Source organism: Rhizobium sp. NPDC090275, assembly GCF_044772225.1.
Classification (GTDB): domain Bacteria; phylum Pseudomonadota; class Alphaproteobacteria; order Rhizobiales; family Rhizobiaceae; genus Rhizobium.
The window spans coordinates 551,707-568,104 of sequence record NZ_JBIVYL010000004.1 but is presented as its reverse complement, the minus strand read 5'-3'; the positions used below and the strand labels follow the sequence as shown (position 1 = coordinate 568,104).

Genomic DNA, 16,398 nt, shown 5'->3' with positions numbered 1-16,398 from the left:
TCTCAGACAACACGATCGAGTCGGCTCGATTTTCGGAACAGATGTGGCGGCGCCTCCCGAGGCGTCGCCACATTTCGTTGTGCTCATAACCTTTGCCGGGCAGGATGTCTGCAAGCAGGCCGTGAGGAAAATCGCGCACACCCTCGAGTCAAACTTGACTCCAATGATCAAGATAAGTAAGCAATGCTGACGTAATCAAAGGTCAGCCATCAGCGGCCGTTACGCGGGTCTATTTCGACGATGACAGCACGCGCCCACAGCAAAGTGACGGTTTTCACGGCAGCGATTGCGCAGCCGGCCGCCACGCGTGCGTCCACGCATACCGCCAATAAAAAACGCCTTTAAATCGCCAGCGGAGGAGCGTGCCAGGTCACCTGCGGCTCCGCCTGCGGGACTGAAACGACACGCGCCAAGGCGCGACCAAGGAGACGGGCAGATGAGCGCACAAGATCGGGTCACGGGCCTCTACGACATCAGCGAAGACAAGAGCAGCTGTGGTGTCGGCTTCATCACCCGCAAGGACGGCGTTCAGACCCACGACGTGCTGAAGAGGGGCCATGAGGCGCTCTGCGCCGTCCCGCATCGCGGCGGCATGTCGGCGGAAGGCGTCGGCGATGGCGCCGGCATCTCTGTTGATCTCTCCCTGTCCTTCTTCCGCGGCCTCACCGGCAAGCCGGATCTCGCGGCAGGTCGTTTCGGCGTCGGCAATTTCTTCCTGCCGAACAACCCGAATGAGCACCAGCGCGCGGCTGATATCATCGAGGCGACGCTGGCCGATGAGGGCTTGCCCGTGCTTCTCGTGCGAGACGTGCCTGTCGACAATGACGCGATCCGCCCGATCGCCGTGCGTTACCAACTGCCGATCCGCCAGTGGGTGTTTGCCGCTCCCGAGGCCGCGAAGACGCCGGCCGAATTCGACTGGCGCATCCACAAGGCGCTGCTTACGATCGAAGCCGTTGCCTATACCGATCGCGCCTTGGCCGGCTTCTATCCGCTGTCGCTCAGCGCCCGCACGCAGGTCTTCAAGGGTCGGCTGAACTCCAACGAAGTCCTGCCCTACTTCCGCGACCTCGTGGACCCCGCGCACGAAATCCACACCATGTATTTCCACACGCGCTTTTCCACCAACACCGACCCGCACCCCTCCATGGCCCAGCCCTTCCGGCTGATGGCGCACAATGGCGAACTGAACACCGACAAGAAGAACCGCCTCTCCGAAGCCGCGATCGCGCTTGCCCGCAATTCCGCGATCATCCGTCCGAAGGGCCAGTCCGACAGCTGCCGTCTCGACCAGACCCTACAGAGCCGGGTGATGGAAGATGGCCTCGATCTCGTCACCGCCGTCGTCTCGATGATGCCGCCGGCCTGGGAGAACGACGAGACGCTGTCCGACGACGTCAGGGCGATGTTCGAATATTTCTCGCTCTACGAGGAGAAGAACGACGGCCCGGCCGCGTTGATCTTCGGCAACGGCACCATCGTCGGCGCGAGACTCGATCGGCTCGGCCTGCGGCCGCTGCGCACGGTTGAGACCTCCGATTATCTCTGCGTCATGTCGGAAGCAGGCCAGATCGCCTTCCCGCCCGAGAGCGTTCTCCGGCGCGGCCGGATCGAGGCCGGCGGCATGCTCTACTTCGACCATGCGGCCGGCCGATCCTTCTCGACATCGGAAGCGCTCGATATGCTGGCGGCACAGCGCGACTACCAGACGCTGCTCGCCGACGCCCGCATCCGCCTTGAGGACCTGCCCGACGTGCCGGCCGACCAGCAGGGCTCCCCGCTCCGCTACAATGGCGATCTCGAGCGTCATCAACGCTACGTCGCCTATTCGCACAATCAAGAAAGCTTCAAGTTCCTGATGGATCCGATGCTGGCGACGGGCGCCGAGAAGATCTCGGCAATGGGCTACGGCAATGCGATCAACGCCCTGTCCGACCAGGAAGGCGGCGTCGCCAAGTATTTCTCGCAGCGCTTCGCTCAGGTGACCAACCCGCCGCTCGACAGCATCCGTGAAGCCGACGGCATGACCCTTCGCGTCGCGCTTGGCGCCAAGCCGAACATCGGCGCGAAGGCCGCCCGACAGATCGTCGTGCGCTCGCCGATCCTCACCCATCTCGACATGCTGAAGATCCGTGAGCAGTCCGAGACGCCGCTGCGCCGCTTCGAGATGCTATACACGCCCGCTGCCGGCGATCCCAAGGCCAACGAGCAGGCGCTGGAAGCCGCGATCTCCAGGCTTTGCGACGCGGTGGAAGCCTTCGCCGCCGAAGAAGGCGGGATCGCTGTCGTCACCGATCGCCATGTGGCGCGCAACCGCGCGGCCCTGCCGATGATCATCGTCATCTCCGCCCTCAACCAGCGCCTGATCGAGACCGGCCTGCGTCTGCGCGTCTCCATCATCGCCGAGAGCGGCCAGATTTCCTCGTCGCATCACATCGCTGCAGCCCTCGGCTTCGGCGCCTCGGCGGTCTATCCCCTCGGCGTCCAGTTCCGGGCCGAGGAGAAGTTCGGCGCCGATGCCGACAAGGCGTTCAAGCGCTTCGCCAAGGCGGCGGAGAAATCGCTGATGAAGACCATGGGCAAGGTCGGTCTCTGCACCGCCGAAAGCTATATCGCCGGCGAGTTCTTCGAGCCCAACTTCCTCGACACCAACGATCCCGTGCTGCGCCGCTATTTCCCGAATGTGAAGACGCCTGTTGGCGGCGTGAACTTCGCCGTCATCGCCCAGGCGGTGTGCGACTGGCACATGCGGGCGCTGACCGTTGCCGGTGAAAATGAGATTCCGCTGCTTGGCCTTTTCAAGGAGCGCGCCGAAGGCGCCGGTCACTCCTACGGCACCACTGCTGTGCGTGGCTTCGTCGACATGACCGAGGAGAAGATCGATTTCGAGCGGATGGCCGGCGACACCGACCAGTCCGAATTCTTCCGGCTCTTGCCGCTCAACCGGCTGGAAGATGCCTTCGGCCTCAACGATGCCGCCTATTACAGCACCAGCTTCGAAAAGCTGACGCCCGAGGCGATCGACCGCTTCGAGATCACGCCCGGCTACCGCGCCTTCGCGCGCATGATGATGGAAGAGCGCATGCGGCGTCCCGCGGCCTTGCGCGATGTGCTGGATCTGCCCGCCGATGTCAGCTTCTGCGGCAATGCCGAGGATTTCAGGCGCGAGATGGGACGGTTTTCCCGCAAGGGAAACAACGCCTTCATGGTGCGCGGCCTTGCCTGCGAGCGCGTTGGCGACGATGAGTTCCGGCTGCGGCTGACGACCTCCGGTGGCAGCCAGCTGACGCTGCTTTCGGCACTTGCGCAGTCGCTGGTGATGCGCTTCGACACCGACATCGTCGGCCACTGGCTGGAAGCAGGCAGCCTCGCCGTGCAGGGGAAGGGCGAGGCGCGCGACTATCTCTCGCTGCTGCGCACGGCACCTGCGAGCATTCCGCTTTCCGAGGTTCAAAACGCGAGCGAAATTACGCCTCTGCTTGCCTCCGGCGCCATGAGCCACGGCGCGCTTGTGGCCGCCGCCCATGAAGCGGTCGCCCATGGCACCAACATGGCGGGCGGCATGTCGAACTCCGGCGAGGGCGGTGAGCATCTGTCGCGCTACGGCACCATCCGCGCGTCCAAAATCAAGCAGTTCGCCTCAGGGCGCTTCGGCATCTGGGCGGGTTATCTCGCCGATCCGATGCTGGAGGAGATCGAGATCAAGATCGGCCAGGGCGCCAAGCCCGGCGAAGGTGGCCAGCTCCCCTCCCCCAAGGTGACCGTCGAGATCGCGGCTGCCCGTGGCGGCACGCCCGGCGTCGAGCTCGTCTCACCGCCCCCTCATCACGACACCTATTCTATCGAGGATCTGGCGCAGCTCATCCACGACGCCAAGGCGGCACGCGTGCGTGTTGTCGTCAAGCTCGTCTCATCCGAAGGGATCGGAACGATCGCCGTCGGCGTCGCCAAGGCAGGCGCCGACGTGATCAATGTCGCCGGCAATACCGGCGGCACGGGTGCGGCCGCCGTCACCAGCCTGAAATACACCGGGCGCGCCGCCGAGATCGGCATCGCCGAGGTTCACCAGGCGCTTTGCGCCAACGGCTTGCGCGAAAAGGTCACGCTCCGTTGCTCGGGCGCACACCAGACGGCAAGCGACGTCATCAAGTCGGCTCTGCTCGGCGGCGACAGTTTCGAATTCGGCACCACCGCGCTGATGATGCTGAAGTGCGTCATGGCGAAGAACTGCAACATCAAGTGCCCGGCCGGGCTGACCACCAACCAGGAGGTCTTCAACGGCGATCCGAGGGCGCTTGCGCAATATCTGCTCAACATCGCCCACGAGACCCGCGAGCTCCTGGCACAGCTCGGCCTGCCCTCGTTGCGCAAGGCGCGCGGGCGCTCCGACCTCCTTCATCTCCTCGATCACCCCTCAAGCGTCGGGCAGCTTGACCTCCGCGCAATGCTTGCGGTGGTCGAGGAGGTGAAGATTACCGACCCCGTCTACATGGAGAAGGACTACGCCGTCGATGACGGCTTCCTCGATCTCGTGCAGTCGGCGCTGATCGAGAATGGCAAGGAAACCGTCGAACTCGGCGGCAATCGCTTCCTCAACAATTGCAACAAGAGTGTCGGCGGACAGCTGGCGGTCGATATCGAGCGTATGCTGAACTACGAGATCGACGCCGCCGCGGCCGCCACCCTGCCGGCTGTTCGCCAGGACGAGCGCGGCCGCCGCTTCCTCGAGCCCGGATCGGTCAATATCGCGACCTCGGGTTCGGCCGGGCAATCCTACGGCGCGTTCTGCAATGATGGCATGGTGCTCACCCATACCGGCACCTGCAATGACGGCGTCGGCAAGAGCGCCTGCGGTGGCACCGTCGTCGTCAAGTCGCCGGGCGGGGGCTCCGACGAGGCGGGCGGCAACGTGCTGATCGGCAACTTCGCGCTCTTCGGCGCCACCGGTGGCCGCACTTTCGTGGAAGGCCAGGCCGGCGACCGCTTCGCTGTCCGCAATTCCGGCGCGACATCAGTTGTCGAGGGGGTCGGTGACTTCTGCTGCGAGTACATGACGAATGGCGCGGTTCTCAATCTCGGCAGCTTCGGCAAGGGCTTCGGCAACGGCATGAGCGGCGGCTTCGTCTATCAATACGACCCCTATGGCGATCTGCCGAAGAAGGTCAGTCACGACTCGATCCTGCTCGGCTCGATCTCCGACGACGGCGACGGAGCAACGATCCACGGCCAAGCCGTGCACATGCTGCTCACCTGGCATCTCGCCGCGACCGGCTCGGCCAAGGCGCGCTGGCTTCTGGAGAACTGGGAAAGCGAACGGCACAATTTCGTCTACGGCATGCCCCGAGCGCTGCTGTTGTACCAGGATAGCGATGCGATCCTGAAGGCGAAGGCACGCAAGGAGCTGATCGAGGAACTGGCCTCGGCGCTCGCAGCCCATCAGGTCCGCAAGTTCAAGCTTGCCTATCGCGACCGCAAGCCGGTGCTGAACGGTCGTGTGCCCGGCTACGGCGAGACCGATACGGACGAGATGTTCGCGCTGCTCAACAATTACACCGTGCTTTCCATGGCGCAGGGGCTGGCGATGGCACGGGTGCCCAACGCACTCGGCCCATCGGAGCCAGCCATCGAAAAGGCTGTGCGCAACCTCATCCTGACGGAGGATTTCGCGCTGATGAGCAAGCTAATGCGGCACGCGCGCGACGCCGTCGACGGTCACAGCGACGAGCAACTGGCGGTGATGATCGCCGCAAAGCGGCTCGCCGACTACAAGGAAGCGCTGGCGCGCCGCAACATCCTGTCGATGGATAGCCCCGGCACCTATGGCTGGATCATCCACCAGCACGCCCGCAACATCGACAGGATCGGCCGTCTGCCGAGCTTCGAGGAGCTGTTCGCCAAGCGCGCCGTCTCCGACCTGACGACATCTGCCAGAACCAGCCGAGTGTAACGATGAAAGTGCCCTATATCCCCGCAGACGCCCCCTTCAATGGCGACCAGCGCGCCTGGCTTTCCGGCTTCCTGGCTGGCCTCCACTCCCGCCTGGCAATGGATGATGACGGCAGCAACGCCGTAGCGACAGCGCCGCAGCAGCAGGCTTCAAGCCCGCTGCATATCCTCTATGGCACGCAGACCGGCAATGCCGAGGGTGTCGCCATGGATGCGGCAGCGGCCGCCCGCGCTGCCGGGATGCAGCCGGTGGTCGAGGCGCTCGACGATATCGACATGGCTCGCTTCGCTACGATGAAGCGGGTGATCGTTGTTGTTTCCACCTATGGCGAAGGCGAGATGCCTGATAATGCGCAACTCTTCTGGGAGGCGCTTTCGGCGGACAGCGCGCCAAGGCTGGAGGCCATGAACTTCGGCGTGCTGGCACTCGGTGACACAGGCTATGATGGCTTCTGCCAAGCAGGAAAGCTGATCGATACGCGGCTGGAACAGCTCGGCGCCCAGCGGATGGCGAACCGCCTCGATTGCGACGTGGACTATGAGGACGCCGCATCGGCCTGGGTGGGTGAGACCCTGCCGGTCGCTGCGGCGGTCGAAGGCGGAGCCGCAGAGCCGGCCGCACCGACGGCCCTGCCTGCCCGCGAGAAATCGCAATGGAACCGCAAGTCGCCTTATCCCTCTACGCTTGCCGTCAACCGGCTGCTCTCGGGCGCCCGATCCGCCAAGGAAATCCGGCATTTCGAGTTCGATCTCGGCAATAGCGGACTGACCTATGAAGCGGGTGATGCCTTGGGTGTCATGCCAGTAAACAATCCGGCCCTGGTTTCGGCCATTCTGGAGCGACTGGGCGCCGACGCGGAAGCGGCCGTTTCCGGCCTCGCCCGGCCCCTGAGCCAGGAATTGACAACCGGCTTCGAGATTTCCACCCCGTCGCGCGAATTCATCGCGGAGATCGAACGGCGCGCCGGCCACGAAGAGCTCAGCCATATCCTGCGCCATGGCGACAAGGAAGCGCTGGAGAGCTGGCTGTGGGGCAAGGACAGTCTCGACCTCCTGCAATTGCTGCCGGAACGCGCCATGAGCGCCGCCGATTTCGTCGGCCTGCTGAAGCCGCTGCAGCACCGCGCCTATTCGATTTCCTCGAGCCCGCTTGCGGCCGACGGGCGCGTGCACCTGACCATCGCCAGCGTGCGCTACACCACCAACGGGCGCGAGCATGGCGGCGTTTGCTCGACCTATCTGGCGGATCGGGCGGAGGGTGACATAGCCGGCATCTTCGTGTCGCAGAACAAGGCATTCCGCGTGCCCTCGGATGATGCGACCCCTGTCATCATGGTCGGCCCGGGCACCGGCATCGCGCCTTTCCGCGCCTTTCTGCAGGAGCGGCGTGCGCGCGGCGCGACGGGTCGGAACTGGCTGTTCTTCGGCGACCAGCACCGGGCCGACGATTTCATCTATGAAGAGGAGTTGGCTGCGATGAGCAACGCCGGGCTGCTGACGCGGCTCGATCTGGCATTTTCCCGCGACCAGCAAGAAAAGATCTACGTGCAGACCCGCATGCGCGAGAACGGCAAGGCGCTTTACGCCTGGCTGGAAGAAGGCGGGCATTTCTATGTTTGCGGCGACGCGACACGAATGGCGCGCGACGTGGATCAGGCGCTGCACGACATCATCGCTGTCCACGGCGGCCATTCCGCTGATGCCGCGAGCGCCTACGTCAACGAACTGAAGCGCCAGAAGCGCTACGTTCGCGACGTCTACTAGGGCCGGGTCCAGCCTCGGCCCTCCACGATCAAACAGCTGCGTCGAGCGGTCGAGACATTCGGCCGCACGAACGCGTTTATCAACCCGGACCATGTGCCGGGTAGGAAAGCGCGCGCGTTCGTGCTCTCTTGGCGCTATCAGGTGTCATTTCGGGACGCTAACGGCTATAGTTTATTGGATATTAAGAACGTTGAACGAGACTCGCCTAGCCGTGACAGCGAAGCATGTAAATCGATGCAAGCAAGAATCGCTTGCATGAATGGCATGGCGGAAAACATGGAACATGAAGGTTTCGATTTACCGTTCCTCCTCAAGGAGATTGATATCCTTGCGGATGAGCTCAGCAAGCTGCCCCCGTCGATGGACAGGACAGCGCTGGAACTTAGGCTGGCACAGATGCGCCAGATCGTTGAACTGCGGCATACGCGCCGCGGCATGAAGAACCTCGATCCAAACTAACGGTTCGACTGTTATCATGTGGCACACTCGCCTGCCGCGGCTGCGGCAAGCGTAGGCCCAGCCACCCACTCATGCATTGAGCGAGTTGTGGCCGCGTCGAGGATTGTGCTTCGATATTCCCGGTAAAGGGGCTAATAAGCGCGCAAGCGAATGAGAGGAATTGGCCATGGAACCGGAAACCGTAACGATCGACAACCGCAACGACTTCTCGCTTTGGGCGATCGAACGCGCCAAGCTGATCGTCAGCGAACAGGGCACGGCGCTTGCGCTTGCTGCGCGTGACATGGACGACACGGAGATCGGCCAGGCCGGCAACGCGCTTGGCCAGGCGATCGCCGACGCCATGCTCGAAGTGTTCGACGGACTGATGAACGGCGTGGCCGAGGAATAACGGGCCTGCCGTTGCTTCGTTGACCTGGTGATCAGCAAGAATTGCGCTCGAAATTCTTTGGGAACCTTTTCGCAGCGGAAGGGTTTTATCTGCGCAACGTATTGAAATCCGCGTTGCTGGATCAGCAAGCCCAATGCAGTCCAACCAAAAGCCCGGTGCAGCCCCTCGCACCGGGTTTTTTCATGCGCGTTGCAGCGAGCACCCACGCTTGATGCATAAAGAACATACTATATGTTAAGGGCGCGGTGGCAGCTTTGCACGGCTGCCGCCAATCAAATGCGCTTCGAGGGGGTATAAAGCGTTGGACACGAGACCATGGATGATCCCTGTTCTGATCGCCTGCCGGCGCAGTGGCGCCGTTTATACGGTCACGAGTACCCGTGAAGCGCTCAAACTGCTTTTCACCGCATGGCCGGTCGCTGAAGGCAAGGCCTACTTTTCCGCCCTGGAAGTGTGCGACGGCGTGGCAATCGGCAAGGCTTCGCCGGAAGACGCGCGCATCGCCTTTATCGCCGCGGCAGATGAAGCCAAGGTGCCGTATGACGTGGTGCCCGCCGCACCGGTTCCGCTTTAGGCAGCGTCGCCGCGCTCACTCCTCGACGCCTTCCTCGAACGTGTAGGACGCGCACATTTCGTCGGAGCTTTTCGGCGCATGCCGACCGTTGAATACCGCAATCGCGGACAAGCCATCGCCGGCGGACCAATTTGCGACATAGGTGACGGGCCCTGATCCGCAGAGACGATTGCCGTTCAGCAGTTCGGGGTCCGAAGGATCGTCCACGCGATAGACGGAAGCCGGTACGCGCTCGCCATCGACCATGAAGTGATCGGCGACCAGATTGGAAAACGAAAGCTCGTCACCCGTTTCAAAGGTGATGCTGAAGTCGTCCATCGAAATGTCGCCGGTGACCGACATGGCGGTGTTGCTGACGGCCTTGTACGCGTCGGCCCATGAGGGGCTCGCGGCCGAGAGCACGGAAAGCGATAGTAGAATACAGGATTTGAAGAAGCGCACGGTGACCTCGGGGGGCAAAGGCAGGCACGGCAGAGCCGTGCCCGCGCGATATTATTCGGCTGCAGGTTTCAGGGAGCTGATGATCGCCTGGAGTTCAGGCCCATGCGCCTCCTGTGTTCCCTGCGATCCCCAATAGGTGATGACCAGCAGCTTGCCTGGTTTCGGCGAGAGCAGCGAGAGGCCGATGTTGACGGCGCCGTCATTGTCAGTGCCGGTCCAGTCGAAGTTGGTCATGTCCATGCCGTTGATCGGCTCATCGGACTTCTTCTGCGTCGAGCCGTCGACCTTCACGCCGTTCTTTTGAAGAAAGGCGATGGCGTCGTCGATGACCTTGTCCGTGCTCTTCTCGTCGGCGACGTCGATCGAGAGATAGATGGCCGAGTCATCGGACGTCGCCTGGATGCCGGTTTCGGTTTCCTCGGGTTCCCAGCTGTCGGGAATGGCGATCTGCGCGATGGGCGCGTCACTCGGGAATGCAAGCGTCTTGGCCTGGCTGATGCCGGGTATGAGGGCGGCGAGGAGCGCCCCGACGATAATCGTCTTCATGTAAGGTCCCTGGGGGTTAGAGAACATGTGTGCGGGCGCATATTAGCGTTGCGACGTTAAAAAGATCCGCACACCCCAGTCGCATGTTCGCTCCACCCCAGAAATGGTTCAGGCCCAGAAACAATTCGGGCCGGCGTGGACATCATGTCCGCGCTGGCCCGTTGTTCGAAAGACCGATTTTACTCGCCAGGAACGATCGCCGGGTTGTTGCCGTGAGCCGCCTGTGGGCTATCCGCAGGCTTCGGCGCCTTCCAGGCGATCAGGCGGTAGAACATCGGGATGAAGAAGGTCGCGATGAACGTCGCCGCGAGCATGCCGCCGATAACACCCGTACCGATGGCGTGGCGGCTGGCCGAGCCCGCACCCGTGCTGATGGCCAGCGGCACTACACCCAGGATGAATGCCAGCGACGTCATGACGATCGGACGGAAACGCAGTCGGGCGGCTTCGATCGCAGCCTCGCCGGCCGTCAGTCCCTCTTGGCGCTTCAGAACGGCAAACTCGACGATGAGAATGGCGTTCTTGGCGGCCAGACCGATCAGCGTGACCATGCCGATCTGGAAGTAGACGTCGTTTGTCAGCCCACGCAGCATCGTTGCGAGCAACGCACCGAACAGCGCGAACGGGATGGCGGTGATGACCGCCAACGGCAGCGTCCACTTCTCGTACTGCGCAGCAAGGATCAGGAACACCATGATGATGCCGAAGAGCATCGCCTGCGTTCCCGCGCCACCCGTTGCCAGTTCCTGGTAGGCCGAGCCTGTCCAGGCGATCTGGTAGCTTGCCGGCAAGGTCTCGTTGGCAACCTCCTGCAAGGCGCGGATGGCATCGCCCGACGTGTAGCCAGGAGCCGGGTTACCGGTGACCTTGGCCGAGTTGAACGCGTTGAAGCGCTCGACCTGGTCGGGGCCGATGATGCGGGTGACCTTCACCAGCGCATCCAGCGGGATCATGCTGCCGTTGTTCGAGCGGACGAACACCTGGCGGAGATCGTCGGGCGATTGGCGGAAAGCCGATTCCGACTGCAGATTGACCTGGTAGTTGCGGCCGTAGAGCGTGAAGTCGTTGACATAGAGGCTACCGAACGTGGCCTGCATGGCATCGAACACGGTGTCGATCGGCACGTCGAGCGCCTTTGCCTTCTCGCGATCGAGATCCGCGTGGTATTGCGGAACGCTGGCATCGAAGGTGGTGCGCACGGCGGTCAGCTCGGGGCGCTTGGAAGCCGCGGCCACGAGAGCATTCGCCTGTTCGGCGAGATTCGCGATGCCGTTGCCGCCACGGTCCTGAACGTAGGCTTCGAAGCCACCCGTGGTGCTCAAGCCCTGGATCGGCGGCGGGTTAAAGGCCAGAACCATCCCGTCCTTGATTCCGCTGTTGGCGCCGATGATCGGTCCCGACATGTTGCGTGCATCAAGGGCCTCGGTCGTGCGTTCCTTCCAATCATCGAGAACGATGAAAGATACACCGGCGCTGCTCTTGATGCCGCCGGCGAGGATATCGTAGCCGGAGACCGCGAAGATGTCGTGGACGCCGTCGAGCTTGGACGTGTTTTCAACCACCTGGCTCATCACCGCTTCCGTACGCGGAAGCGATGCCGCAGGCGGAAGAACGGCGACCTGCAGCACCCAGCCCTGGTCTTCGTTGGGAACGAGCGATCCCGGAATGGTATAGAAGAGGTAGCCTGTCGCACCAAGCAGGGCACCAACCAGCACGAGGCCGATGGCAAAGCGCTTGACGAAGAAGCGTACGCCTGCCGTGTAACCCGACGTCAGACGCTCGAAGGCGCGGTTGAAGACACGGAACGGCAGTGCCGGTTCGTGGTGTCCAGGCTTCAGGATGAGGCCACAGAGCGCTGGCGTCAGCGTGAGGGCCACGATACCCGACAGGATCACGGAGATCGCGATCGTGACGGCGAACTGCTTGTACATCTGGCCCGCAAGCCCGCCCATGAAGGAGACAGGGATAAAGACCGAGCAGAGCACGAGCACGATCGCAACGACCGGTCCAGTGACTTCGCCCATTGCCTTGATGGCCGCGTCCTTGGGCGACAGCTTGTCCACCGTCATCAGGCGTTCAACGTTCTCAAGGACCACGATCGCATCGTCCACGACGATACCGATCGCCAGCACCAGACCGAACAATGTCAGCAGGTTGATGGAGAAGCCCAGCAGATACATACCGGCGAAGGTGCCGATGATCGAGATCGGAACCGCGATTACAGGGATAAGCGTTGCTCTCCAGTTCTGTAGGAACAGGAACACCACGATGACGACGAGGGCGATCGCCTCGAAGAAGGTGTGAATGACTTCCTCGATCGAGACCTGGATGAACTTCGTCGTATCGTAGGGGATACGATAGTCGATACCATCAGGGAACGACTTCTTCAGTTCCGCCAGGCGCGTCGAGAGCTCGTGCATGGTGTTAAGCGCGTTGGCGCCCGGCTGCAGATAGATCGCGATCGGAACCGCCGGCGTGCCATTGAGGCTGCTCTGCACCGCGTAGCTCTTGGTGCCGAGCTCGATGCGCGCGACATCCTTCAGCCGCAGCGTCGCCGCGTTGCTGGTCGAACGCAGGATAATGTTTCCAAAGGCTTCCGGATCCGTCAGACGGCCCTGCGTCGAGACGCTGTAGGTGAAGGGCTGCCCGGTTGCGCTTGGCTGATCGCCGAAGCGGCCGGCCGCGAACTGCGAGTTCTGCTCTTGGATGGCCGTCGACACATCGCTCGGTGTCAGGCCGTACTGGGCCATCTTGTCCGGCCGGAGCCAGACACGCATCGAATAGTCGATATCGCCGAGCACGTTGACGTCGCCGATACCGGGAAGGCGCTTGAGATCGTCGATGACGTTCAAGAGCGCGTAGTTGCCGACATAGGCGCGGTCGTACTGGGTGTTGTTGGAGAACATCGCCACGAACGCCAGAATGGAGTTCGATCGCTTCGCGACAACGACGCCCTGGCGGGTGACTTCCTGCGGCAGGGTGGAGGTCGCACGCTGGACACGGTTGTTGACGTTGATCGCGGCCTGGTCCGGGTCGGTGCCAAGCGCGAACGTCACCGTGATCTGCATGGTGCCGCTGTTGGAGTTCGTCGATTGCATGTAGAGCATGTTCTCGACGCCGTTGATCTGCTGCTCCAGCGGAGCGGCGACGGTCTGCGCGACCGTCTCGGCGCTGGCGCCGGGATAATTCGCGGTCACGACGACCTGCGGCGGCACAAGCTCGGGATACTGCGCGATCGGCAGCGCCCGCAGGGCCAAAAGACCCGCCAGAACGATGACAATGGAAATGACCGCCGCGAAGACCGGGCGGTCGATAAAGAACCTGTTACCCATCAGTTTGAAGCCGTCTCTTTCGTATCCTTGCCGGCATCGGCCGCAGCCGCTTCAGCCGTTGCGTTGACGGCCGAGCCCGGGCGCACCTTGATGACGCCCTCGGTGATCAGCTGGTCACCCGCCTCAAGGCCCGAATTGACGATCCAGTTGCTGCCGACCTTCTGGCCAAGCGTGACCGCATTGATCTTCGCCTTCCCATCCTTGCCGACGGTGTAAACGAACTGCCCCTGCGGCCCCTGCAACAGGGCCACCTCAGGGATGACGATCGCGTCATCGGCAGTCACACCGCTTACCGTCGCGCGCACGAACTGACCGGGGATGAGCTGGCGATCCGGATTATCGATGATCGCACGCGCCTGAATGGTGCCCGTGTTGACGTCGACAGTCGCCGAGGTGAAATCGACGACGCCTTCATGATCGTAGGTGGAACCGTCGCCGAATGTCAGCTTGACGCGCAGCTTCTGCTCCTGGCCCTTCGCCTTCATCAAATCGATGAGATGGCGGACTTCTCGCGCCTCGGAATCCGAAAAGGAGAAGTTGACGTAAACAGGGTCCAGCTGGGTAATGTTGGTCAGCAGGCTTGAATCGGTGCTGATCAGGCTGCCTTCGGAAACCTGCTCAAGGCTCGTGATGCCGCTGATCGGCGCGGTCACCTTGGTATAGCCAAGATTGAGCTCCGCGGTCTTGACCTGAGCTTCTGCGGAAGCGACGGCCGCTTCGGCGAGTTCGCGCGCCGAAATCGCATCGTCGCGGCTTTTCTGGCTGCCGACATTCTGGTCGAAGAGGCTGATGTTGCGCTTCTCTTCGCGGATGCCCTGGCTGAGTTGCGCTTGCGCCTGCTTCAAGCCGGCCTGCGCCTGCATCAGCGTTGCTTCATATGGTGCTGGATCGAGGAGAAACAGGACATCGCCAGCCTTGACCTGAGCGCCTTCCACGAAATTGCGCTTCAACAGGATGCCGCTGACGCGGGCGCGTACTTCGGTCTGGCGAAACGCCGAGATACGAGCGGCGTATTCATAGCTCAGAGGAACCGAACTCGCGGCAACATTGACGGTTGTGACGGATGGAGGCGGTGGGGCTGCGGCTTGCTGAGCCATTGCCACGGAGGACATGAATATCGAAACAGCCGCTACAAGCACGCCGCTGCGAACAGTGGAAAAATGCCGCTGGTTTTTATTTTGCACTATATTCGCCTTTACTTGGGCTCGATTCAACCGAGCAACCCTGGTTCCCTCCTCCCCCTGGCCCTCCGCCAGACTGTATTCCATTGTGAAAAGTGGCCTTAGAGACCCCACCCGCAAGCGGCCAAAGCGATGTTCGCTTGCCGCTCGCCTGTCTCGAAGAACCTGCGCACGTCCATGAGGAAACAGCCGCGCATTTCGCCTCTGCTTCCAGTTTTTTGTTTTATATCCCGTATTTAACACCAGACCGGAGCCTGCGCCCCGTCTTGGCATTTAGGTAACAGTTCGACCGAACCATGTTAAGATGCCGAAATCCGCATAAGGCAATGAAGGACGTTCATGAATGACCGTCGTTTGACTATCACGACGCCTCTGTCGGCTGCTTTCTCACAGACCGGAAGACGCATTTTGGGCACCGAACTCTCCATCTAAAGCATTTCTTCAACTTTCTTATTAGCCCCATCTAATTCCTCACCGCGAAGACTTAGAACGCCTGAACATCATCACCGAGATGGCGACGTATCGACGCAAGCAACTTTTTGTGTTCACGAACCCAACCGCCACCACTTCAATGACCCGCAAATTAACGATTGGTTAACCATATCCGTCGTTTAGAATGATTAACGGCCGTCAGGTCGTTGATTCGAAGTCCAGGCGCCAAAATTGCGCCGGATACGGGGAAATACGATTGCGGCGATCGGAAACATGGGTTTGCTAAGATTGATGGCCCTTGCTGGGTTGGCTGGTCTTGCTGCCAGCTGCACATCGACCGGAAATATCAGACAGCCGAGCGCCGCTGAAACAATCGCGAGCGAGAAAGCGCTTGTCCTGCCGCCACCCGGTGGCCCCTCCATCGTGAGCGTCGTCGAGCAGAAGCGCGGCAATGGCGTCGATCAGTCGATTTCGCTGTTCACCTCGTCCTCGGTCCCCGGCCAGAACTTCCTCAAGGTGCAGTTTCTCGGGGGTCGCGGCGAAAACCCGGGCGCCGGCAATTCCACCTACAAGATGGTCAATGAAAGCACCATTTCGCGGGAGATGGCTGTGTCTGTCCCCGGCGTGCGGATGGCGCGCTCCGCGACATTCCTGCAAAACAGCTATGGCCCCTTCGGCTATGCCTCTGGCACGAGCCGCAGCGGCGATACCTGCGTCTACGGATGGCAACAGATCCGTTCCAGCCGCTCGGACCAGACGCACGCCCGCAATTTCGGCATGATTCAGGTTCGCCTGCGCCTGTGTGATGCGCGCGCAACCGAGCGCCAATTGCTGGGCGTGATGTACGGCTACACCGTGATCGGCACCTTCAACGGCGAAATCTGGAATCCCTACGGCACGATGCAGGGCGGGGACCCGACCGTTGGACGTCCCGGAAACCCGATCTATCCCGACGAAGGCGGCTACCGCTCGACGCCGATGCCGATCGGCTACGAACCGGCCCCGACGCAGACATTTTCGCGTCCCACGCCGGTGCGCCGCGCAGCTATTCGTCCGGCCGCCACGGCACCGGTAGCCCCGGCGCTGCCGCAAGCGATAGGCCCTCGCGTGCCGGGCCCCGACCTTTCCGAAAACCTGCCGCAGGCGCCGATGAACGCACCCGCGATACCGGGCACGTCGGCGCGCCAACAAACCCCACAGCAGACGATGACAGCGAGCGGCGTGAACGTGCCGTCGCCCGACTGCATCGGCAACACGGTGGCAAGTGCCGCCTGCCAGAGATGACGATAAGCTAGGCCGGCACCGGTGACGGTGACCGGCACAATGCCTTTG

At 62.1% G+C, this 16,398-nt stretch carries 10 protein-coding genes; 6 read left to right on the top strand and 4 right to left on the bottom strand.

Annotated elements, in window-relative coordinates:
* Positions 1-436: 436 nt before the first annotated feature.
* The 5 genes from ACIQUB_RS13715 to ACIQUB_RS13695 all read left to right on the top strand — a co-directional run bounded on the left by ACIQUB_RS13715 (position 437) and on the right by ACIQUB_RS13695 (position 9,134).
* The gene (locus ACIQUB_RS13715; RefSeq protein WP_402930241.1) at positions 437-5,947 is read left to right on the top strand and encodes a glutamate synthase-related protein; all 5,511 of its coding nucleotides are present in this window, start codon (positions 437-439) and stop codon (positions 5,945-5,947) included.
* Positions 5,948-5,949: 2 nt separating this feature from the next.
* Positions 5,950-7,710 (top strand): sulfite reductase subunit alpha, encoded by a 1,761-nt coding sequence (locus ACIQUB_RS13710; protein ID WP_402930239.1) that lies wholly within the window; start codon positions 5,950-5,952, stop codon positions 7,708-7,710.
* A 255-nt stretch (positions 7,711-7,965) separates the two neighbouring features.
* The gene (locus ACIQUB_RS13705; RefSeq protein WP_018898056.1) at positions 7,966-8,169 is read left to right on the top strand and encodes a hypothetical protein; all 204 of its coding nucleotides are present in this window, start codon (positions 7,966-7,968) and stop codon (positions 8,167-8,169) included.
* 166 nt (positions 8,170-8,335) lie between these two features.
* A complete protein-coding gene (locus ACIQUB_RS13700; RefSeq protein WP_112981293.1) occupies positions 8,336-8,560 on the top strand; it encodes a hypothetical protein in 225 nt (74 codons plus the stop codon).
* A 319-nt stretch (positions 8,561-8,879) separates the two neighbouring features.
* Positions 8,880-9,134, top strand: coding sequence for a DUF982 domain-containing protein (locus ACIQUB_RS13695; RefSeq protein ID WP_402930236.1), 255 nt, complete (start codon positions 8,880-8,882; stop codon positions 9,132-9,134).
* 15 nt (positions 9,135-9,149) lie between these two features.
* Here ACIQUB_RS13695 and ACIQUB_RS13690 read toward each other — a convergent pair whose 3' ends face one another.
* The 4 genes from ACIQUB_RS13690 to ACIQUB_RS13675 all read right to left on the bottom strand — a co-directional run bounded on the left by ACIQUB_RS13690 (position 9,150) and on the right by ACIQUB_RS13675 (position 14,550).
* Positions 9,150-9,575 carry a hypothetical protein gene (locus tag ACIQUB_RS13690; protein ID WP_402930234.1) on the bottom strand — a complete coding sequence of 142 codons (426 nt, stop codon included), beginning with the start codon at positions 9,573-9,575 and terminating at the stop codon, positions 9,150-9,152.
* Positions 9,576-9,626: 51 nt separating this feature from the next.
* Positions 9,627-10,121: a hypothetical protein gene (locus ACIQUB_RS13685; RefSeq protein ID WP_018898052.1), complete on the bottom strand. Its 495-nt coding sequence runs from the start codon at positions 10,119-10,121 to the stop codon at positions 9,627-9,629.
* Between the two features lie 179 nt (positions 10,122-10,300).
* A complete protein-coding gene (locus ACIQUB_RS13680; protein ID WP_402930232.1) occupies positions 10,301-13,453 on the bottom strand; it encodes an efflux RND transporter permease subunit in 3,153 nt (1,050 codons plus the stop codon).
* Positions 13,453-14,550: an efflux RND transporter periplasmic adaptor subunit gene (locus tag ACIQUB_RS13675; protein ID WP_402930303.1), complete on the bottom strand. Its 1,098-nt coding sequence runs from the start codon at positions 14,548-14,550 to the stop codon at positions 13,453-13,455. The genes ACIQUB_RS13680 and ACIQUB_RS13675 overlap by 1 nt, the downstream gene beginning before the upstream one ends.
* 789 nt (positions 14,551-15,339) lie before the next feature.
* On the opposite strand from ACIQUB_RS13675, the gene bcsN reads away from it, so the two are divergent.
* Positions 15,340-16,350, top strand: coding sequence for a cellulose biosynthesis protein BcsN (gene bcsN, locus ACIQUB_RS13670; RefSeq protein WP_402930230.1), 1,011 nt, complete (start codon positions 15,340-15,342; stop codon positions 16,348-16,350).
* Positions 16,351-16,398: the final 48 nt, after the last annotated feature.